This is a genomic window from Ensifer sp. 22521, from assembly GCF_052044795.1.
GTDB lineage: Bacteria > Pseudomonadota > Alphaproteobacteria > Rhizobiales > Rhizobiaceae > Ensifer.
Map to the genome: position 1 here is coordinate 1 of NZ_JBQENM010000009.1, position 20,549 is coordinate 20,549.

At 61.7% G+C, this 20,549-nt stretch carries 18 protein-coding genes and 1 tRNA gene; 10 read left to right on the top strand and 9 right to left on the bottom strand.

Going from position 1 to position 20,549, the window contains the following annotated elements; translation table 11 throughout:
• The first annotated feature begins 94 nt into the window (after positions 1–94).
• The 3 genes from glmS to ACTJKE_RS15080 are packed head-to-tail and all read left to right on the top strand — an operon-like array spanning position 95 to position 3,123.
• Entirely contained in the window at positions 95–1,918 is a 1,824-nt protein-coding gene (gene glmS / locus ACTJKE_RS15070; RefSeq protein WP_440691933.1) for a glutamine--fructose-6-phosphate transaminase (isomerizing), read from the top strand.
• Entirely contained in the window at positions 1,918–2,415 is a 498-nt protein-coding gene (locus ACTJKE_RS15075; protein ID WP_058322498.1) for a GNAT family N-acetyltransferase, read from the top strand. The genes glmS and ACTJKE_RS15075 overlap by 1 nt, the downstream gene beginning before the upstream one ends.
• Positions 2,416–2,433: 18 nt before the next feature.
• Positions 2,434–3,123: a DUF502 domain-containing protein gene (locus ACTJKE_RS15080; RefSeq protein WP_058322465.1), complete on the top strand. Its 690-nt coding sequence runs from the start codon at positions 2,434–2,436 to the stop codon at positions 3,121–3,123.
• A gap of 47 nt (positions 3,124–3,170) precedes the next feature.
• On the opposite strand, the gene recG is transcribed toward ACTJKE_RS15080, so the two are convergent.
• Positions 3,171–5,276 (bottom strand): ATP-dependent DNA helicase RecG, encoded by a 2,106-nt coding sequence (gene recG, locus ACTJKE_RS15085; protein ID WP_440691934.1) that lies wholly within the window; start codon positions 5,274–5,276, stop codon positions 3,171–3,173.
• A 330-nt stretch (positions 5,277–5,606) separates the two neighbouring features.
• On the opposite strand from recG, the gene ACTJKE_RS15090 reads away from it, so the two are divergent.
• Both ACTJKE_RS15090 and mfd read left to right on the top strand, forming a co-directional pair.
• Positions 5,607–5,912: an FAD assembly factor SdhE gene (locus tag ACTJKE_RS15090; RefSeq protein ID WP_058328186.1), complete on the top strand. Its 306-nt coding sequence runs from the start codon at positions 5,607–5,609 to the stop codon at positions 5,910–5,912.
• 7 nt (positions 5,913–5,919) lie between these two features.
• Positions 5,920–9,423: a transcription-repair coupling factor gene (gene mfd / locus ACTJKE_RS15095; RefSeq protein ID WP_058322499.1), complete on the top strand. Its 3,504-nt coding sequence runs from the start codon at positions 5,920–5,922 to the stop codon at positions 9,421–9,423.
• A gap of 52 nt (positions 9,424–9,475) precedes the next feature.
• On the opposite strand, the gene ACTJKE_RS15100 is transcribed toward mfd, so the two are convergent.
• On the bottom strand, positions 9,476–10,138 hold the full coding sequence (locus tag ACTJKE_RS15100; RefSeq protein ID WP_440638650.1) for a DsbA family oxidoreductase: 663 nt from the start codon (positions 10,136–10,138) through the stop codon (positions 9,476–9,478).
• Positions 10,139–10,228: 90 nt separating this feature from the next.
• Positions 10,229–12,010 carry an extracellular solute-binding protein gene (locus tag ACTJKE_RS15105; RefSeq protein WP_058328299.1) on the bottom strand — a complete coding sequence of 594 codons (1,782 nt, stop codon included), beginning with the start codon at positions 12,008–12,010 and terminating at the stop codon, positions 10,229–10,231.
• 307 nt (positions 12,011–12,317) lie between these two features.
• Here ACTJKE_RS15105 and ACTJKE_RS15110 point away from each other — a divergent pair, with 307 nt between their 5' ends.
• Complete coding sequence (locus tag ACTJKE_RS15110) at positions 12,318–12,947, top strand: invasion associated locus B family protein (protein WP_058328187.1); 630 nt, start codon at positions 12,318–12,320, stop codon at positions 12,945–12,947.
• Positions 12,948–13,023: 76 nt separating this feature from the next.
• On the opposite strand, the gene hspQ is transcribed toward ACTJKE_RS15110, so the two are convergent.
• The 3 genes from hspQ to ACTJKE_RS15125 all read right to left on the bottom strand — a co-directional run bounded on the left by hspQ (position 13,024) and on the right by ACTJKE_RS15125 (position 15,458).
• Entirely contained in the window at positions 13,024–13,353 is a 330-nt protein-coding gene (gene hspQ, locus ACTJKE_RS15115; protein WP_057255944.1) for a heat shock protein HspQ, read from the bottom strand.
• Between the two features lie 292 nt (positions 13,354–13,645).
• Positions 13,646–15,055 carry a type I glutamate--ammonia ligase gene (glnA, locus tag ACTJKE_RS15120; protein WP_057255946.1) on the bottom strand — a complete coding sequence of 470 codons (1,410 nt, stop codon included), beginning with the start codon at positions 15,053–15,055 and terminating at the stop codon, positions 13,646–13,648.
• A gap of 64 nt (positions 15,056–15,119) precedes the next feature.
• Positions 15,120–15,458, bottom strand: a complete 339-nt coding sequence (locus tag ACTJKE_RS15125) for a P-II family nitrogen regulator (RefSeq protein ID WP_003528058.1) — start codon at positions 15,456–15,458, stop codon at positions 15,120–15,122.
• A 344-nt stretch (positions 15,459–15,802) separates the two neighbouring features.
• Here ACTJKE_RS15125 and ACTJKE_RS15130 point away from each other — a divergent pair, with 344 nt between their 5' ends.
• Positions 15,803–17,278 carry an NAD(P)H-hydrate dehydratase gene (locus tag ACTJKE_RS15130; protein ID WP_440638654.1) on the top strand — a complete coding sequence of 492 codons (1,476 nt, stop codon included), beginning with the start codon at positions 15,803–15,805 and terminating at the stop codon, positions 17,276–17,278.
• A gap of 79 nt (positions 17,279–17,357) precedes the next feature.
• Here the strand turns inward: ACTJKE_RS15130 and gpt are convergent, their stop codons facing one another.
• Both gpt and ACTJKE_RS15140 read right to left on the bottom strand, forming a co-directional pair.
• Complete coding sequence (gpt, locus tag ACTJKE_RS15135) at positions 17,358–17,855, bottom strand: xanthine phosphoribosyltransferase (RefSeq protein ID WP_058328189.1); 498 nt, start codon at positions 17,853–17,855, stop codon at positions 17,358–17,360.
• A gap of 174 nt (positions 17,856–18,029) precedes the next feature.
• Positions 18,030–18,782, bottom strand: coding sequence for a competence/damage-inducible protein A (locus ACTJKE_RS15140; RefSeq protein ID WP_058328190.1), 753 nt, complete (start codon positions 18,780–18,782; stop codon positions 18,030–18,032).
• A 166-nt stretch (positions 18,783–18,948) separates the two neighbouring features.
• On the opposite strand from ACTJKE_RS15140, the gene wrbA reads away from it, so the two are divergent.
• From wrbA to ACTJKE_RS15155, 3 genes are all read left to right on the top strand, one after another.
• On the top strand, positions 18,949–19,548 hold the full coding sequence (gene wrbA / locus ACTJKE_RS15145; RefSeq protein ID WP_057255954.1) for an NAD(P)H:quinone oxidoreductase: 600 nt from the start codon (positions 18,949–18,951) through the stop codon (positions 19,546–19,548).
• A 229-nt stretch (positions 19,549–19,777) separates the two neighbouring features.
• Positions 19,778–20,020 (top strand): DUF2188 domain-containing protein, encoded by a 243-nt coding sequence (locus ACTJKE_RS15150; RefSeq protein WP_057255956.1) that lies wholly within the window; start codon positions 19,778–19,780, stop codon positions 20,018–20,020.
• Positions 20,021–20,100: 80 nt separating this feature from the next.
• Positions 20,101–20,319 (top strand): hypothetical protein, encoded by a 219-nt coding sequence (locus tag ACTJKE_RS15155; RefSeq protein WP_057255959.1) that lies wholly within the window; start codon positions 20,101–20,103, stop codon positions 20,317–20,319.
• An 82-nt stretch (positions 20,320–20,401) separates the two neighbouring features.
• Here ACTJKE_RS15155 and ACTJKE_RS15160 read toward each other — a convergent pair.
• A tRNA-Leu gene (locus tag ACTJKE_RS15160) sits at positions 20,402–20,486 on the bottom strand.
• Between the last annotated feature and the right edge of the window lie 63 nt (positions 20,487–20,549).

The window sequence follows — 20,549 nt, forward strand, 5'->3', positions numbered from 1 at the left end:
GACAAATGCTTTACCAAGGCAGCGCAACGGGCGGGACATCCGCCCTCATCGGCTGAGGCGCCACGACGGGCGCGGGGACAAATCGGAGACGACTATGTGCGGTATTGTTGGCATCGTTGGCAACCAGCCGGTATCGGAGCGCCTGGTCGATGCGCTGAAGCGCCTCGAATACCGCGGCTATGATTCCGCCGGCGTTGCGACCATCAATGGTGGAGCGTTGGAGCGCCGGCGTGCCGAGGGCAAACTCGTCAATCTCGAGATCCGGCTTCGCGAAGAGCCGCTCGCCGGCACGATCGGCATTGCGCACACGCGTTGGGCAACCCACGGCGCGCCGACAGAGCGCAACGCCCATCCGCACTTCACCGACGGTGTCGCCGTCGTCCACAACGGCATCATCGAGAACTTCGCGGATTTGAAGGACGAACTGATTGCCGACGGCGCCAAGTTCGAGACGGACACCGACACCGAGGTCGTGGCACATCTGCTCTCCAGGTTCCGCCGCGAGGGCCTTGGCCGGCGCGAGGCGATGCATGCGATGCTGAAGCGGGTCACCGGCGCCTATGCGCTCGCCGTGCTCTTTGAGGACGACCCGTCGACGATCATGGCGGCGCGCAACGGACCGCCGCTGGCGATCGGCCACGGCAAGGGCGAGATGTTCCTCGGCTCCGACGCGATCGCGCTTGCGCCCTTCACCAACGAGATCACCTATCTGATCGATGGCGACTGGGCGGTGATCGGCGCAAACGGCGTGCATATCTTCGATCTCGCCGGCAATGCCGTCGACCGTCCGCGGCAGATCTCGTCGGCCGCCTATATGATCGACAAGGGCAACCACCGGCATTTCATGGAGAAGGAGATCTATGAGCAGCCGGAGGTGATCGCGCACGCGCTCAGTCACTACGTCGATTTTGCCGGCAACCGCATCAAGGCACTCGGCGGCACGATCGATTTTGCCAAGGTCTCGAGTCTGGCGATTTCCGCTTGCGGCACGGCCTATCTCGCCGGCCTCGTCGGCAAGTACTGGTTCGAGCGCTATGCCCGCCTGCCGGTGGAAATCGACGTCGCTTCCGAGTTCCGCTATCGCGAAATCCCGTTGTCGGCGCAGTCGGCAGCACTGTTCATCTCGCAATCGGGCGAAACCGCCGACACGCTCGCCTCGCTGCGCTACTGCAAGGAGCTGGGCTTAAAGATCGGCGCCGTCGTCAATACGCGCGAATCGACGATCGCACGCGAGTCCGATGCCGTGTTCCCGATCCTCGCCGGTCCGGAGATCGGTGTCGCCTCCACCAAGGCCTTCACCTGCCAGCTGGCCGTCCTGGCGTCGCTGGCGATCGGCGCCGGACGCGCCCGCGGCACGGTCAGTGCAGACGAGGAGCAGGTGCTGGTTCGCTACCTCTCGGAAATGCCGCGTATCATGGGCCAGGTGTTGAACGCCATCCAGCCGAAGATCGAGCTTCTGTCGCGCGAGCTGTCGAAGTGCCGCGACGTGCTCTATCTCGGGCGCGGCACCAGCTTCCCGCTGGCGATGGAAGGCGCGCTGAAGCTCAAGGAGATCTCCTATATCCACGCTGAAGGTTATGCCGCCGGCGAGCTGAAGCATGGACCGATCGCGCTGATCGACGAAAACATGCCGGTCATCGTCATTGCGCCGCACGATCGCTTCTATGAGAAGACGGTTTCCAACATGCAGGAAGTGGCCGCGCGCGGCGGCCGCATCATCCTGATCACCGACGAGAAGGGCGCTGCTGCCTCGAAGCTCGAAACGATGGCGACGATCGTGCTGCCGAATGTCGACGAGATCATCGCGCCGATGATCTTCTCGCTGCCGATCCAGTTGCTTGCCTACCATACGGCGGTATTCATGGGCACCGACGTCGACCAGCCCCGTAACCTCGCCAAATCGGTGACCGTTGAGTGATCTACGTCCGGCATGAGCGCCCAGGAGATGAGAAGGGTATCCGCGAGGTGACCGCGGCCGCCTTCGAAGGGCATCCGCACAGTGATCAGAGCGAGCCCCTCATCATCGAACGCCTGCGCGAAGCCGGGGCGCTGAACGTGTCGTTGGTCGCCGAGATGAACGACGAGATTGTTGGGCACGTCGCCTTCTCGCCCGTCACTCTGACGCCGGCAGAATCCGGCTGGTTCGGGCTTGGGCCTGTGTCGGTCAAGCCGGACGTTCAGGCACAGGGCATCGGCAGGCAGTTGATCCGCGAGGGCCTCGAATGGCTGCGTGCCGAGGGTGCCTCTGGCTGCGTCGTCGTCGGCGATCCGGCCTATTATCAAAAGTTCGGTTTCCGCAACGAATCGGCTCTTGTATTCCCCGGTTGTGCGCCGCAATATTTCATGGCGCTGGCTCTTTCCGGCGCGATGGCCGCTGGCACGGTCGCCTATCATCCGGCCTTTGGGGTGGCGTGAGGTTAAGACGGAAGAAGCATGACGGAACACTCAAAACGCGGCTATATCGGCACCCGGCTGCGCAACTATTTCCTGACCGGCCTGATCGTCTGCGCACCGGTGGCGATCACCGTTTGGCTCGTGCGCACGTTTATCGATTGGGCCGATGGGTGGGTGAAGCCGTATCTGCCGAATTTCTATAATCCGGACACCTATTCGCCCGTCGCCATTCCCGGCTTCGGGTTGCTCGTTGCCATTTTCGTGATCACGTTTGTCGGCTTCATGACCGCAAACCTCGTCGGTCGGTCGATCGTCAATCTCGCCGAATCCCTGGTCAATCGCACGCCGCTCGTCCGTACGATCTATAAATCCACGAAACAGATTTTCCAGACGGTGCTGCAGGAGCAGTCGTCCTCCTTCAAGAAGGCCGGGCTGATCGAGTATCCGAGCCCCGGCCTTTGGTCGCTCGTGTTCATCGCGACCGACGTTAAGGGCGAGATCGCATCCAAGTTCGACGATCGTGGCATGGATATGGTGGCGGTCTTCCTGCCGCCGACTCCGATCCCCACCGCCGGGTTTCTGCTGTTTGTTGAGCGCGACAAGATCATACCGCTCGAGATGAGCGCGGAAGATGCAGCCAAGCTGCTGATTTCCGGCGGCTTGGTGACGCCGGACTACAAACCGCTCGCCAACGCGCCGCTGAAAATCAGCCAGCAGAAAACCGCCTGACATCGAGGCACACTTCGGGACGGAAACCGGCTCACGCTTTCTCGCCTCTAGCCGGCGCGCAGGAAGCGGATCGCCTCGTCGCGTCGGTAGAGATAGAGCAGCGTCCGGAGTGCTTCACCGCGTTCCGACGTCAGGTCCGGGTCGCGCTCGATGACATAGGCGGCGTCCTTCCGCGCGATTTCCAACAGGTCGCCATGGGCTTCCAGGCTGGCGATGCGGAAGCCCGGCGTGCCCGACTGGCGCGTGCCGAGCAACTCGCCTTCGCCGCGCAGCTTCAAATCTTCCTCGGCGATCAGGAAGCCGTCCTCGCTGTCGCGCAGGATCGAGAGCCGTGATCGGCCATTTTCGCTGAGCGGTCCCTTGTAGAGCAGGATGCAGGTCGAAGCCTCATCGCTCCGGCCAACGCGGCCGCGCAATTGATGAAGCTGGGCAAGGCCGAAGCGTTCCGCATGTTCGATCACCATGATCGTCGCATCGGGCACGTCGACGCCGACTTCCACGACGGTGGTGGCGACCAGCAAGCGGATCTCGCCATTCTTGAAGGCGAGCATGACGGCATCTTTCTCCGCCCCATTCATGCGACCGTGTACGAGGCCGACAGTGTTGCCGAAGCGTTTGGCGAGGCCTTCGTACCTCTCTTCCGCCGACATGACGTCGACTGCTTCCGACTCCTCGACAAGCGGGCAGATCCAATAGGCCTTCTTGCCTTCGCGAAGCGCTGCATCCAGCCGATCGACGATATCGCCGGTACGCTCCGTCGGGATCGTCACGGTCTGGATCGGCTTACGCCCGGCAGGCTTCTCAGTGAGCTTCGAGACATCCATGTCGCCAAAGGCCGCGAGCACCAACGTACGCGGGATCGGGGTCGCCGTCATGACGAGCATATGCGGCGAGATTCCCTTGGCGGTCAGCCGCAGGCGCTGGTGAACGCCGAAACGATGCTGCTCGTCCACCACCGCCAGCGTCAGCTCCTTGTAGTTCACCGTATCCTGGAAAAGTGCGTGCGTGCCGATCACCATCCGCGTCTCGCCGGATGCGATGCGATCAAGGATGGCATCGCGTTCCTTGCCCTTGGTGCGGCCGGTCAGGACGTCAATCGTGATGCCGGCCGGAGCGGCCATCCTGGCAAGGGTCGCATGGTGTTGCCGGGCGAGGATTTCCGTCGGTGCCATCAGCACGGCCTGGCCGCCGGATTCGACCGCTGCGAGCATCGCCATCAGCGCCACCATCGTCTTGCCGGAGCCGACGTCGCCCTGCAGCAGCCGCAGCATGCGTTCGGTGCCTGCCATGTCCTTGAGGATATCGGCAATAGCTGTGGACTGGCTCGCCGTCAGCGAAAAGGGAAGGGCGTCGATGACCGGCCGGGAGAGAGCGCCGGTGGCGTTAACCGGAATACCAGCGACCTTGCGCAGACGTTGTCGGACGAGCGCCAATGACAGTTGCCCGGCCAGAAATTCGTCATAGGCCAGGCGGCGGCGCGCGGGTGCCTGGGGATCGATATCAGTTGCATCCCGGGGATCATGCAGCGCTCGGAAACTCTCGGCCGCACTGGCGAAGCCCTGCTTGGCGAGCAGCGCATCGTCCCCCCATTCCGGCATTTCCGGGACCCGGGCGACGGCCGCCTCGATCGACTTGCGCAATGTCCGGGGCGAAAGTCCGGCGGTCAGACCATAGACCGGCTCGACCAGCGGCAGGTTTTCCGCCTCGCTTGCGCGGACCGTGTAGTCCGGATGGACCATCGAAGGCCGGCCGTTGAACCAGTCGACCTTGCCGCTGACGATCACCGTCTCATCCACCGGCAGCGATTTCTCCAGCCAATTGCCTTTGACCCGGAAGTAGGTGAGCGCCAGTTCGCCGGATTCGTCATGCAGGAAGACGCGGTAGGGCAGGTTTGGTTTGCCGCGCGGCGGTGGCTGATGGCGATCGACCCGGCCGGTAATGGTGACGATTACCCCTTGCGGCGCATGGGCAATGCCGGGCTGCTGGCGACGGTCGATCAGCGAATGCGGCGCATGGAAGACAAGATCGACGACACAGCAATCCTCGATCGTTTCGCGGCCGAGCAGCTTGGCATAGAGCTCGCCGATCTTCGGGCCGATGCCGGGAAGCGTGTCGAGCGGTGAGAAGAGCGGGTCGAGCAGGGCGGGACGCATGGTGATGAAATTGCGATGATAAATCGGGCTTTGGCAAGGCTGACAATCACCAATTCAGAGTTTATAGAGCCGATTGACGACAAACCGTAGCCTAGAGCGTCCCGCTTTCAAGTGGTATCACTGAAGGCGACAAGGTGCTCTGGAATCAAAGCGCTGGAGCGTCCCTCGCGTGTTCGTCCGAATGCGCGGCGCTCTCCTGCATGTTTCCTTTCTCCCTAAATCCAATCCGGTTTAGGGGCAAAAACATGCAGCAATCTAAAGTGCTACAGCGACTTTCGTGCGCCTTGGAAGACGCGCGGCGCGGGTAGCGGGCGGCAGGAAGGAATTTCCATGACTGGCATCTCACGCACCAGCGCCGATCTCGATCCGCGGCGACGGCGGATCCTGTTCCGCGCCTGGCATCGCGGCATCCGCGAGATGGACCTGATCCTCGGGCAGTTTGCAGAGGCCGAGCTTTCGGTGCTTTCCGAAGTGGAGCTCGATGAACTCGAGACGATCATGCGCGAAGAGGACAATGATCTCGTCAGGTGGATCACCGGTGAACAACCTCTGCCCGCTCGCTATCAGACGCCGATGTTCGAGCGCATTGCCGCCTATCGTCCGGATTTCGACAAGCTTCCCGAAGGGATGAAATAGAGCGATGATGCTGGTTGGCCTTGATCCGAAGAAGATTGTCGAAGCACAACGAGAGATCACGATCGGCCCGGTTCCCGCCGGCGCCGAGGCACTGGTTCTCGCGGAGCTCGCGCGGGCGGGCCAGCCGGTCGCCTATATTCTCTCGGATGGTCAACGGATCGCGGATCTTGAGCAGGTTCTCGGCTTCGTGGCGCCGGATATTCCGGTGCTGACACTACCGGGCTGGGACTGCCTTCCCTATGACCGCGTGTCGCCAAGCGCCGACACGTCAGCGCGGCGTCTCGCGGCGCTCAGTGCGCTCATCGCGCACAAGAAGAAACCGCATGCAGCGATCGTGCTGGTGACGGTCAACGCTGCCCTGCAGAAGATCTCGCCGCAGAATGTGATCGAGAGTCTGGCGTTTTCGGCCCGCCCGGGCAACCAGGTGCGCATGGATGACATCGCGATGCGGCTCGAGCGCAATGGTTTCGAGCGGGTCGCGACGGTGCGCGAAGTCGGTGAATATGCCGTGCGTGGCGGCATCCTCGATGTCTTCGTGCCCGGCAGCGGCGAGCCGCTGCGCCTCGACTTCTTCGGCGATACTCTGGAGACCATCCGCTCCTTCGATCCCGCAAGCCAGCGCACGACCGGCCAGGTCCGCTCCCTCGATCTCAACCCGATGAGCGAGGTATCGCTGACGCCGGAGACGATCAGCCATTTCCGCAAGCAGTATCTGTCGCTTTTCGGCGCGACGACCCGCGACGATGCGCTCTACCAGGCCGTATCCGAAGGGCGGCGCTACGCCGGCATGGAGCATTGGCTGCCGCTCTTTTATGACGGGCTGGAGACGGTCTTCGACTATCTCCATGGTTTCCGCATCGTCACGGATCATCTGGCGCGCGAAGCTGCGGCCGAACGCTCGAAGCTCATTCTCGACTATTACGATGCCCGTCTGGCATCGGCCTCTCCCGGCAAGTCGCAGACGACCCAGGGCACGCCCTATAAGCCGGTTCCGCCGGAACTGCTCTATCTGAATTCGCAGGGCTTCAATGCTGCACTGACCTCGCGCGACGCCATTCGTCTGTCGCCGTTCAACGAGCATGAAGGCGAGGCCCGGCAGGTGATATCGGTCGACGCGCGCCAGGGCATGCGCTGGGCCAAGTCGGCCGGCGAGGGCGAGACGGACAGCGAACGCGTCAACGTCTTCGACCAGGCGGTCAAGTACATTGCCGAGCGGCGCTCGAAGGGCGCCAAGGTGGTCATTTCGGGCTGGAGCGAGGGATCGCTGGACCGCCTGTTGCAGGTGCTTGCCGAGCACGGACTCGGCAACATCAAGCCGATCAAGGCGCTGGCCGAGGTCAAGAGCCTGAAGCCGGGCGAGGCGGGATCGACCGTCCTCAGCATCGAGGCCGGTTTCGAGACAGGTGATCTCGTGATCATAGGCGAACAGGATATCCTGGGCGACCGCATGGTACGTCGTTCGAGGCGCCGCAAGCGCGGGGCCGACTTCATCGCCGAAGTCGCGGGCCTCGACGAGGGCAGTTACGTCGTGCATGCCGAACACGGCATTGGCCGGTTTGTCGGCTTGCGCACCATCGAAGCCGTCGGCGCACCGCATGATTGCCTCGAGCTCGTCTATGCCGACAATGCCAAGCTGTTCCTGCCGGTCGAAAACATCGAGCTTCTGTCGCGCTATGGAGCAGAAGGGACCGATGCGATCCTCGACAAGCTTGGTGGCGTTGCCTGGCAGGCACGCAAGGCCAAGCTCAAGAAGCGCCTGCTGGACATGGCAGGCGGTCTCATCCGCATCGCCGCCGAACGCCACACGCGTCGGGCGCCGGTTCTTGCCGCTCAGGATGGCGTCTATGACGAATTCGCCGCGCGCTTCCCCTATGACGAGACCGAGGACCAGCTGAACTCGATCGAGGCCGTGCGCGACGATCTCGGCAGCGGCCGCCCGATGGACCGCCTCGTCTGCGGCGACGTCGGCTTCGGCAAGACGGAAGTCGCGCTGCGTGCCGCCTTTATCGCGGCGATGAACGGCGTACAGGTCGCCGTCGTCGTGCCGACGACGCTGCTGGCGCGCCAGCATTTCAAGACCTTCTCCGAGCGTTTCCGCGGTCTGCCGATCCGCATCCAGCAGGCATCCCGCCTCGTTGGATCGAAGGAGTTGGCGTTGACCAAGAAGGAGGTGGCGGACGGAAAGACCGACGTCGTCGTCGGCACTCACGCGCTGCTTGGCACGTCGGTCAACTTCGCCAATCTCGGCCTTCTGATCATCGACGAAGAGCAGCACTTTGGCGTCAAGCACAAGGAGCGGCTGAAGGAGCTGAAGTCGGATGTCCACGTGCTGACGCTTTCGGCAACGCCGATCCCGCGCACGCTGCAACTGGCGCTAACCGGCGTGCGCGAACTGTCGCTGATCACCACGCCGCCGGTCGACCGCATGGCGGTTCGCACCTTCATTTCTCCCTTCGATGCGCTGGTGATCCGCGAAACGCTGATGCGTGAGCACTATCGCGGCGGCCAGAGCTTCTACGTCTGCCCGCGCCTGAGTGACCTCTCGGAGATCCACGACTTCCTGAAATCCGACGTTCCGGAGCTGAAGGTGGCGGTTGCTCACGGCCAGATGCCGGCAACCGAGCTCGAAGACATCATGAACGCCTTCTATGACGGGCGTTACGACGTGCTGCTGTCGACGACGATCGTCGAATCCGGTCTCGACGTCCCGACGGCCAATACGCTGATCGTGCACCGCGCCGACATGTTCGGACTTGCCCAGCTCTACCAGCTGCGCGGCCGCGTCGGTCGCTCGAAGGTGCGCGCCTTCGCGCTGTTCACCCTGCCGGTCAACAAGACGCTGACGGGAACCGCCGAACGACGGCTGAAGGTGCTGCAGTCGCTCGACACGCTCGGTGCCGGCTTCCAGCTGGCGAGCCACGACCTCGATATCCGCGGCGCCGGCAACCTGCTCGGCGAGGAACAGTCGGGCCATATCAAGGAGGTCGGCTTCGAGCTCTACCAGCAGATGCTGGAAGAAGCGGTCGCCGAGCTCAAGGGTGAAGAAGAAATCCACGATACCGGTTGGTCGCCGCAGATCTCGGTCGGAACCCCGGTCATGATCCCGGAACACTATGTGCCGGATCTGCATTTGAGGCTCGGTCTCTATCGCCGCCTCGGCGAACTGACGGATCTCAAGGAGATCGACGGCTTCGGCGCCGAGATGATCGACCGCTTCGGCCCGTTGCCGATCGAGGTGCAGCACCTCTTGAAGATCGTCTACATCAAGTCGCTGTGCCGTACGGCGAATGTCGAGAAGCTCGATGCCGGGCCGAAGGGTGTCGTCGTGCAGTTCCGCAACAAGGAGTTCCCGAACCCGGCCGCACTCGTCGGTTACATCGCCAAGCAGGGTACGCTTGCGAAGATCCGGCCGGACCACAGCATCTTCTTCCAAAGGGAACTGGCAACGCCGGAGAAGCGTCTTTCGGGCGCTGCGATGGTGATGACGCAGCTCGCCGGGTTGGCGAAATAGTCTATGCCAGGCATCGAGCGCTGCCGCGTGATGCGGCAGCGCCAGCAGCGGATCAGTTCGGCTTGCCGCTTGCCTTCATCTCTGCGATTTCGCGCAGCGCATTCGTCAACACGTCGACGGATTGCGCTCCCATCACGGCATATTGCCCTTCGAGGATGAAGCAGGGGACACCGGTCACGCCCATCTCGCGGGCCAAACCGACCTCTTCCTTGACCGCGTCCTTGTCTGCGTCGGAGGTCAGCAGCGCAGCGATGACGGGACGGTCGAGACCGGCCTTCTCGGCGATATCCAGCAGCACGGCGTGATCGCCGACATTGCGGCCTTCCTCGAAGTTCGCCTTGAATAACATGCCGACGACGGCCGTCTGCGCTGCCTCGCCGTTGGTCGCAGCCCAGCGGACGAGCCGATGCGCGTCGAGCGTGTTCGGGCTGATCTTCACGGCGTCAAAGTCGAAGGCGATGCCCTCGGCGTTTCCGAGTTCGCGCAGCATATCATGGGCGCGATCGACGGCCGCCTGGCCGCCGAGCTTTGCCGCCAGGTGCTGCTTGTGGTCGACGCCTTCCGGCGGCAGGTCGGGATTGAGCTGATAGGGACGCCAGTTGACGGTGACGAGCACGTCCGGGACGTTGGCGATCGCCTGATCCAGTCTTGCCTTGCCCAGATAGCACCAGGGGCAGACGACGTCCGAGACGATATCGATGCTGACGGTTTGCATGGTGCGGGTGCCTTTCCTTGTTTTGGTATGTCGGCGAGATAAGCCGGTTTTATCCGGCTTTCAATGCGTTACCAAAAGGGAACCAACCCTCTATTGGGCGTTTTGATCCCACCAGGCCGGAAGCTGATAGCCATAAAGCGGCAACACATCGGGGCGGCCGATATGCTTGCGCCGGGCCACCCACTGTGCGTCCAGATGATAGAGCGGAACCAGGTAGGAATTGTTGATCAGCAGCCGGTCGTGGGCGCGCACGGCAGCCGTGAAATCCTCGGTCGTGCGGGCCTGGAGAATATTGTTGATCATGCGGTCGACATCCTTGTCGGCAACGCCGGCAAAGTTGTCGCTGCCCTGCCGATCCCTGGCCTGGGAGGACCAGCGCCCGGCCTGTTCGATGCCGGGTGACAACGTCGACGGGAAGGACTTGATGATCACGTCATAATCGAAGGACTGGCTGCGCTGCTGGTATTGCGAATCGTCGACGGTGCGCACCGACACCTGGATGCCCAGCGGCGCGAGGAAGCGCTGGTAGGCGAGGGCGATCTTTTCCTGGCCCGCGTTCTGGCTCATGATCTCGAAGGCGAGCGGCGCGCCCTTGGCGTCCACCATCTTGCCGTCCTTGATCTGGAAGCCCGCCTCTCGCATCAGCGAGACGGCGACGCGCAGCACGTTGCGATCACGCCCGGAGGCGTCGGTCACCGGCAGCCGGTAGGTGCCATCGAGGATTGCCGGATTGATGCGATCGCGCGCATCGCCGATGAGGCCGAGTTCACGGTCGTCTGCCGGTGCGCCGAGGAAACTCAGCGTCGAGTTCTGCCAATAGCTCTGGGTGCGCGTATAGGCACCATCGAAGAGGTTCTTGTTGACCCACTCGAAGTCGAACACCAGCGCCAGACCCTGGCGGAGCTTGAGATTGTCGAACATCGGCTTGCGGGTATTGAACACGATGCCGAGCATGCCCGAGGGCGTTTTCGGCTTGAAGGTTTCCTTGACGACTTCGCCGGAGCGGACAGCGGGGAAATCGTAGCCGCGTGCCCACTTGGTGGCGCTGCCTTCCGGATAGATGTCGATCTCGCCCTTCTTGAACGCCTCGAACAGCGAATTTTCCTGGAGGAAGTATTCGACCGAGATTTCGTCGTAATTATCTTGGCCGACCTTCGACGGCAGGTCCTTCGCCCAGTAATCCGGGTTTCTCTTGTAGACGATGCGTTCGCCGGGCTTCACTTCAGCGACACGATAGGGGCCGGAGCCGAGCGGCGGTTTCAAGCTCGTCTGGTCGAAGCTTGCAACGTCGATGGCGTGTTTCGGCAGGACCGGCGAGAGGCCGAGCAGCAGCGGAAGCTCGCGGTCGGCTTCTTCGGTGAAGGTGAAGCGTACGCTGCGGTCACCGACCTTCTCCATCTTCGCCACCTTGGCCAGGCGGTTGCTGAAGGGGACACGTCCCTTGTCGCGCATCAGTTCGAAGCTGAAGATCACGTCTTCAGCGGTGACCGGCTGCCCATCGGCCCAGCGGGCGTTGGGGTTGAGGTTGAACTGGATGAAGGTCCGGTCGTCATCCCATTCAGCCGATTCGGCGAGCAGGCCGTACATGGTGAAGGCTTCGTCGCGCGAGCGCTGCATCAGCGATTCGTAGACGAGGTTGCCGTATTCCGGGTCCCACATGCCGCGCGCTGTCGTGCGCATGCTTTTCAGAATGAAGGGATTGAGGCTGTCGAAGCTGCCGACGACGCCGTAGGCGATCTTCCCGCCCTTTTTCACGTTCGGATTGACGTAGGGGAAGTTCTTGAAATCGGCCGGCAGCGCCGGCTCGCCGTGCATGGCAATGGCATGCACGGGCGCGGCTACCGCACCATTGCCGAACGAAGTGACGGTCATGAGCAAAGCCAGACCGGAAAGAAATGCACGCAAAGTCACCTCCCGTGAAGGGGTATCAACAGGCCGATTCCCTGAACGTTACCAATGGAGACCGATGAATCCAACCGATCAGCCGCCCAAATTCCGCCCAGTAGTAAGTCAAAAAATGACAGGAAACACTGGATAATCGAAGCGAGCCAATGTAACAGGTGTTTCCGGAAACGGGGTCATGCATTTGCCTTATTTGGCCAACAGGACAACGGCGGCTGACGATACTCACCTGCGGAACGAACTGTTCCGTTACCGGATTTCAGGAGACGGAATCACAATGATCTTCAAGTCGAATTTTACCAAACGCTCGGGTATGGTAGCGCTGGCGCTCTCTGTAGCTGCTGCGGGCGTACCGAGTGTTGCATCCGCCCAGCAGGCGGGTGGCAAGCCGCCGCAGGGCTGGTTCAAGATCTGCACCAAGCAGGAAGACAATGACGTCTGCATCGTCCAGAACCTCCTGACCGCAAACAACGGCCAGCTCGTGACTGCTGTCGGCCTCATCACCGTAAGCGGCAAGGTCAACCGCAAGGTCCTGCAGGTTTCCGTACCGTCCGCACGCCTCATCCCGACGGGCGTCCAGATGCAGATCGACGGCGGCAAGCCGGTGAAGCTCGACTACGCAATCTGCATGCCGGACAAGTGCGTCGCCGAAGCGCCGCTGTCCGACCAGCTGATCGCCAGCCTGAAGAAGGGCAACGAGGTGGTCTTCACCTCGGTCAACTTCCAGCGCGCTCCGAACCCGATCAAGATGGCCCTCACGGGCTTCACCGGTATCTTCGACGGCGAGCCGATCGAGCAGTCGCAGCTCGAAGAGCGTCAGCGCCTTCTGCAGGAAGAAATGCAGAAGAAGGCGGAAGACGCCCGCAAGAAGCTCGAAGAAGCCCAGAAGGCTGCCAAGAAGAACTAAGCGATCTCTCGCTATCCCTAAAAGAAACGCCCGGACCTAGCGTCCGGGCGTTTTTATTTGTCCGGGGCGAAAAGCCCTAGTGACGGAAAGCCGCCTTGGGCCTGTAGTGGCCGACGCCGTCCTTGTCGAACAGGGCATCGACTTGGGCGTGGCGCATCGGCCGGTCGCTGTCGTCGAACTCCAGGTTCTGCTCGGAAACGTAGGCGACATACTCGCTGTCGTCGTTTTCGGCGAACAGATGGTAGAAGGGTTGATCCTTGCTCGGGCGGATCTCCTGCGGAATGGCGTTCCACCATTCTTCGGTGTTGGCGTATTCCGGATCGACGTCGAAAATGACGCCTCGGAACGGGAAAATCCGATGGCGAACCACCTGTCCGATCTCGAATTTGGCGTTTCTTTGTTTCATGACGCAACACATCCTTTCAGGAGATTATCTGGGTTGGCGAACCCAAAACATCAATAGGGATCTCCCTTCCGCCCGGCGCTGGACAATCGCGCTAGCTGAGATAGACGCGCACAAGTTGCCGTCAACATAATATCACACAATTCGGCAAAGCGTGCCGCCCACCGCAAAGGTGCGGCGTTTCCACGAGCGCGAGCATCAGTCGAAAAAGAAAGGCCGGCGACCTCGAGCGAGGCGCCGGCCTTCTGCATTGGGTGCTTAGCCGGAAGAGGTGTTGCTACCGGCCTGCATGGTCTTAGACCGAGTAGTACATGTCGTACTCGACCGGATGCGGCGTCATTTCGAAGCGCATCACTTCCTGCATCTTCAGTTCGATGAAGGAATCGATCTGGTCGTCGTCGAACACGCCGCCGGCCGTCAGGTACTTGCGGTCCTTGTCGAGGCTTTCGAGCGCTTCGCGCAGCGAGCCGCAAACCGTCGGGATCTTCTTCAGCTCCTTCGGCGGCAGGTCGTAGAGGTCCTTGTCCATGGCCTTGCCCGGATGCAGCTTGTTCTTGATGCCGTCGAGGCCGGCCATCAGCATGGCTGCGAAGGCGAGGTAGGGGTTCGCGGTCGGGTCCGGGAAGCGGACTTCAACGCGCTTGGCCTTCGGGTTCGTGCCGAACGGAATGCGGCAGGAAGCCGAGCGGTTGCGTGCCGAATAGGCGAGCAGAACCGGTGCTTCGTAGCCCGGGACGAGACGCTTGTAGGAGTTCGTCGACGGGTTGGTGAAGGCATTCAGCGACTTGGCGTGCTTGATGATGCCGCCGATGAAGTAGAGGCAGGTTTCCGACAGGCCGGCATATTCGTCGCCTGCGAAGGTCGGCTTGCCGTCCTTCCAGATCGACAGGTGTACGTGCATGCCCGAACCGTTGTCGCCGAAGATCGGTTTCGGCATGAAGGTTGCCGTCTTGCCGTAGGCGTTGGCGACTTGGTGCACGACGTACTTGTAGATCTGCATCTTGTCGGCGTTGCGCACCAGCGCGTCGAACTTGACGCCGAGCTCGTGCTGGGCGGCGGCCACTTCGTGGTGATGCTTTTCGACCGTTACGCCCATTTCGGACAGAACCGTCAGCATTTCCGAGCGCATGTCCTGGCAGCTGTCGATCGGCGGAACCGGGAAATAGCCACCCTTGACGCGCGGGCGGTGGCCGAGGTTGCCGGTCTCATAGTCGGTGTCGTCGTTCGACGGCAGTTCCGAGGAGTCGAGCTTGAAGCCGGTGTTGTACGGATCGGCCTTGTACTTGACGTCGTCGAAGACGAAGAATTCGGCTTCCGGGCCGACGAAGACGGTGTCGCCGATACCCGATGCCTTGAGGTAGGCTTCCGCCTTCTTGGCCGTGCCGCGCGGGTCGCGGTTATAGGATTCGCCCGAAACCGGATCGAGAATGTCGCAGATGATGACCATCGTCGACTGCGCGAAGAACGGGTCCATATGCGCTGTTTCCGGATCGGGCATCAGCACCATGTCGGACTCGTTGATGGCCTTCCAGCCGCCAATCGAGGAGCCGTCGAACATGACGCCATCGGCGAACATGTCTTCGTCGACGCAGACCACATCCATCGTTACGTGCTGCAGCTTGCCCTTGGGATCGGTAAAGCGCAGGTCGACGAACTTGACGTCGTTGTCCTTGATTTGCTTCAGAATATCGCTTGCAGTCGTCATTTGCCGTTATTCCCTGTGTGAGATGACGAGGTTTGAAAAGAACCGGGCCGGACGGCCCGTGATATCAGATGGCGTCGAGGCCGGTTTCGCCCGTGCGAATTCGGATGACTTCTTCCACATTGGAAACGAAAATCTTTCCGTCACCAATGCGGCCGGTTTGCGCGGCATTGCGGATCGCCTCGATGACGGCCTCCGCGTTTTCGTCCGCCAGCACGACTTCGACCTTAACCTTCGGCAGAAAGTCCACCACGTATTCGGCGCCGCGATACAGCTCCGTGTGACCCTTCTGCCGCCCGAAGCCCTTGGCTTCCGTGACGGTGATGCCCTGCAGGCCGACTTCCTGAAGGGCTTCCTTCACTTCGTCGAGCTTGAAGGGCTTAATGATCGCTTCGATCTTTTTCATGAGAAAATGTCTCTCCGCTTCTCCCTTTAAAGCAGGATCATGCCCGCTCGCCCTGAATATGCACGTTGCATGCCAGTTTTTCTGCGAAAATCTGTCAGAACGACAAAAAATCTACTGCCGCGACGCGGATTGCGGGGTTTCCATGCCATTTCCTGGCTGGGATCTGCCTAATTTTTATGATTATCGATCGAAAGTTGCCCGGCATCGGTCGATGCTTTCGGTCATCAACAGGGTGAAGCACGTTATTTGAGCAACAAATATGTGCAAATGCATAATTATGGGGCAAATGGCGCGCTGGGTGTGAGGCCTTGCGTCATGCCGCCGGGCGTGGATAAGTCTGCGACATGCGCTCCGAACTTCAGCACTTGTTGATCACGCCCTCGGAAATGACGGCGATCGATCAGGCGGCCGCCCAATCCGGCATCGAAAGCTTCACGCTGATGCGCAATGCCGGCCTGGCCGTGACCGCGGCGGCCTTGCGACACTTCCCGGATGCCCTCCGTTTCCTCGTGCTCTGCGGGCCGGGCAACAATGGCGGCGATGGTTATGTCGCGGCATGCGGTCTTGCGGAAAGTGGGGCGGATGTCGCGGTTTTTACACTCGGCAATCCCGCGGCACTTCAAGGCGACGCCGCACGCGCACGGTCGGAATGGAAGGGACCGGTGGCGTCGCTTGACGCAATCGAACTCCGGGCCGGCGATGTCGTCATCGACGCGCTGTTCGGGGCCGGGCTCTCGCGCGATCTCTCGGGGGACGTCGTTCAGCCCATTGAACGGATCAACGCGAGCGGGCTCCCGGTCATCGCGGTCGATCTGCCGAGCGGCATCGATGGGCGGACTGGTGAAGTCCGTGGCGCCGCCTTCGCAGCCCGCCACACGGTAACCTTCATGGCGCCGAAGCCGGGCCACTGGCTTTTGCCCGGTCGATCCCTGTGCGGAACGCTCGACGTGTTCGATATCGGAATCCCGCCGCGCATCGTGCTGGCCGAGGCCGGCCCGCTGCGTCTGAATTCGCCGACGGTCTGGTCCGGCTGGGGTGGAGATCTCGCGCCGTCAACGCACAAGTTCAGGCGTGGTCACCTCGTCGTCTTTTCAGGCGACCGGCAAGCAACGGGGGCCGCGCGCCTGGCGGCCACGGCAGGGCTCGCGGCCGGCGCCGGAGTGGTCACGGTGGCAACGGGAAAGGCTGCGCTCGGCATCAATGCGTCGCAATTGACCGCTGTGATGGTCAACGAAGTGGAAGGTAAGCGAGACCTGACGAAATGGCTGCAGGATCGTCGCTTGGGCAGCTTCGTCCTCGGGCCCGGCTTCGGTGTCGGCAAGAAGGCGAGGGACTTTGCGCTTGCTTTGTGCGATCGGTCGCTGGTGCTCGACGCAGACGGGATCACGTCGTTTCAGGCGAACCGCGACGAACTCTTCGCCGCGCTTGCAAGAGGCGGGGGCCAGATGGTCATGACGCCGCACGAGGGCGAGTTCGCCCGCCTCTTTCCTCAAATTGCCGGCGACGGCGCACTCTCCAAGATCGAAAGGGCGCAGAAGGCGGCTCGCGAGAGCCATGCGGTCATCGTCTACAAGGGAGCAGACACGGTGATCGCTGCACCGGACGGTCGGGCCGTGGTCAATAACAATGCCCCAGCATGGCTGGCGACGGCCGGTTCGGGAGACGTTCTCGCCGGCATCATCGGCGCCCATCTTGCTCAAGGGATGCCGGCCTTCGAGGCAGCGGCGGCCGCCGTGTGGCGACATGGCGCGGCCGGCAGCCAAGCGGGGCGGGGGCTCACCGCCGAGACATTGATTGGCGTCATACCGCCAATGGCGTGAGGCCGGAAATGCAACGCCTCGAGCAGCCGGACTTCATGGAAGGGACCGCTCGAGGCGCTTTTGCCTGTTTGCCCGGCTCTTAACCGCGCGTGCCCTTGGCAATCGGCTCCTGGTAGGTGAAGCCCAAATCCCAGGGGAAATAGATCCAGGTGTCCTGGCTGACCTCGGTGACGAAGGTATCGACCAGCGGCCGGCCCTTCGGCTTGGCGTAGACGGCGGCGAAATGTGCTTTCGGCAGCATCGCGCGCACTTCGGCAGCGGTCTTGCCGGTATCGGTCAGGTCATCGACGATCAGCACGCCTTCGCCGCCGTCCTTGATGATCTCAGGTGCGATACCCTTCAGCACCTTCATCTGACCCTGCGTGTCATAGTCATGATAGGAGGCGACGCAGACGGTTTCGATCATCCGGATGTTGAGTTCGCGGGAAATGATGGCGGCCGGCACCAGGCCGCCGCGGGTGATACAGACCATGGCGCGCCATTCCTGGCCGTTGTCGGCAAGGCGCCACGCAAGCGCGCGCGCGTCACGGTGGAACTGGTCCCAGGAGACAGGAAAGGCTTTATCGGGCAGCGACATCAGTGGGCTCCGGCTTGTCTGTGCTTGGTAAAGACGAAGCGTCCGGCAGATCGGGCAGGCGGGAACGCGTCATCCTGATTTGCCGACATGCAATAACGGCAATAGCGGTCAAAGTGCAAGGCTCTACAGCGCCGCACGTCCTTTAAGATGCGCTAAGGGTGCTCTGCGGGGCAATCACGCTTTTGCGCGTGCTTCGGTGATTGCCTGGATCATCGCCTGTACATCGGCTTCGGCCGCAGCCAGCGCCTGCGGATCGCGGGCACGCACGACAATATCGGTCGAGAAGTTCTTGCCGTCGAACTTTGGGTAGGAGCCGATGCTCGTCTCCGGATGGTTCTTCTGCACCTCCGTCAGCGGACTGCCGATATCGCCTTCGCCGAATGGCGAGCGCACCGTGCGCGAGAGGAGAGGCGAACCGACCTGAAGGCCGGGCAGCAAGGCGTCGAGCATGGCCTGAAACACCTGCGGTACACCGGCCATGACATGCACGTTGCCGATCGTGAAGCCCGGCGCGGTGGAGACGGGGTTCGGGATGTGGCGTGCGCCAAGCGGCATGCGCGCCATGCGCTTGCGGGCGTCGGTGAACTCCATGCTGCGGCGTTCGTACATGGCGCCGAGCAGGGCCATCGCCTCGGGCTCGTAGACGCACTCGACGCCGAAGGCGCGAGATATGGCATCGGCGGTGATGTCGTCATGGGTGGGGCCGATGCCGCCCGATGTAAAGACGTAATCGTAGCGGCTGCGTACGGCGTTGATCGCTTCGACGATGGCGGCTTCGTCATCGGCGACGATCCGCACTTCGCGCAGATCAATGCCCACCATGGTCATCATGTCGGCGAGATGGCCGATGTTCTTGTCTTTGGTGCGACCCGACAGAAGTTCGTCGCCGATAGCGACCATCGCGGCAGTGACGATTTTTGTGCTCATCGGTAATTCCTATTTATATAAGCCAATCATTTAACAGTGATTGTTTATTGTTCGACGGGCGAGAACAGTCTGTTTCCCGGACAGCTCCTGGCAAGCGGCCGCATTTTGATAAATCTTCCCGGCAGCAGTGATCAAGTGGGATCGCTTGAATCCAAAGGAGCATTTTATGGCCAAGGTTCTTGTTCTCTATTATTCGGCATACGGACACGTCGAAACGATGGCCTATGCGGTGGCCGAAGGCGCGAAATCGGCCGGCGCCGAAGTGGACGTGAAGCGCGTGCCCGAACTTGTGTCGGAAGAAGTCGCCAAGGCCTCGTACTACAAGCTGGACCAGGCAGCGCCAATCGCCACCGTCGAAGAACTTGCGCAGTATGACGCGATCATCTTCGGCGCAGGCACGCGCTACGGCACCGTTGCCTCGCAGATGCGCAACTTCATCGACCAGACGGGCAGCCTGTGGGCCAAGGGCAAGCTGGTCGGCAAGGTCGGCTCGGTCTTCACATCCTCTGCGACGCAGCATGGTGGCCAGGAGTCGACGATCCTCGGCTTTATCCCGACCCTGATGCACCACGGCATGGTCGTCGTCGGTCTTCCCTATGCCTTCCAGGGCCAGATGGGCCTCGACGAGATCAAGGGCGGCTCGCCCTACGGCGCCTCGACGATCACCGGCGGCGACGGTTCGCGCCAGCCCTCCGAGGTTGAACTCGAAGCTGCTCGTTTCCAGGGCGCACATGTCGCCAAGATCGCCGCGAAGCTCGCCGATTGATTGGTTTAAGATATTGGATTTTTTGATCAAGGGCGGCTCCGAGAGGGGCCGCTTTTTTGATTCGCGGCACGCCGTTTCTGAGTGATTCGCGAAGGTGGCAATTCGCACCGCACCTGTGGTAATATCCGCGGCGTTCGGCATGAACATGCCTTTGACGAGGAGGAAAGAACGGCCGTGCGGCAACGGCCCGCCGAAGACCGAAGCGTTTTCGGACGATTGGGAGGGAAGTATGGCGCGGATCACTTACACCATCGTTCCTCATGACGGAGGATGGGCCTATAAGGCCGCCGAAGCATATTCGGAGCCCTTTCCCAGCCGCGAAATGGCGCTAGCCGCCGCCAAGGCTGCCGCCGCCGAACAACAAGTCGGCGGCGACGACGAAGATATCAGTTTCCAGGATGACGAAGGCCACTGGCACTTCGAGCACACAGACGGCGGCGATCGGCCGGAAGCGACCGTAGAAGACGGCTAGTACGCTTCAAGGCAGCCGGCTCAATCCGAACACAAGCGTGAGTATTGCGTGCACACCATCTCTCCCACGGAGGATATTCGATGCACTATAACGTTCAGATCTTCACCTGGACCCCGCGGCAGGGAGTCCACCAGGTCGGATCGGCAATCGAGGTGGACGCCCCCAATTCGAAGGCGGCAGCGGTCTCCCTTCTCGGCCTCAGGCTGGAAAACCAGGGATGCGCAACGAAGCTCGCCGTCCGGGTATGGCACGACGATGCCTACCGGGCCGAATGCGATTGCTACTACTACAACAGCTGAGCGGTCGCGCTCTCTGAAGCAACCTCTCGCTTCTCAGCGAGCGGCTACACGTGCGCGGAATAATCATTGAAAGCCGGATGTCTGGTGCGGGCGGCGGGGATCGAACCCGCACAGCCAAGGCCGAGAGATTTTAAGTCTCTTGCGTCTACCAGTTTCGCCACGCCCGCTTTGCCCCCTAGATCAAACACTCAAGGGGAACAGTCAAGTGCATCAGACAGGTGAAAGGTGGA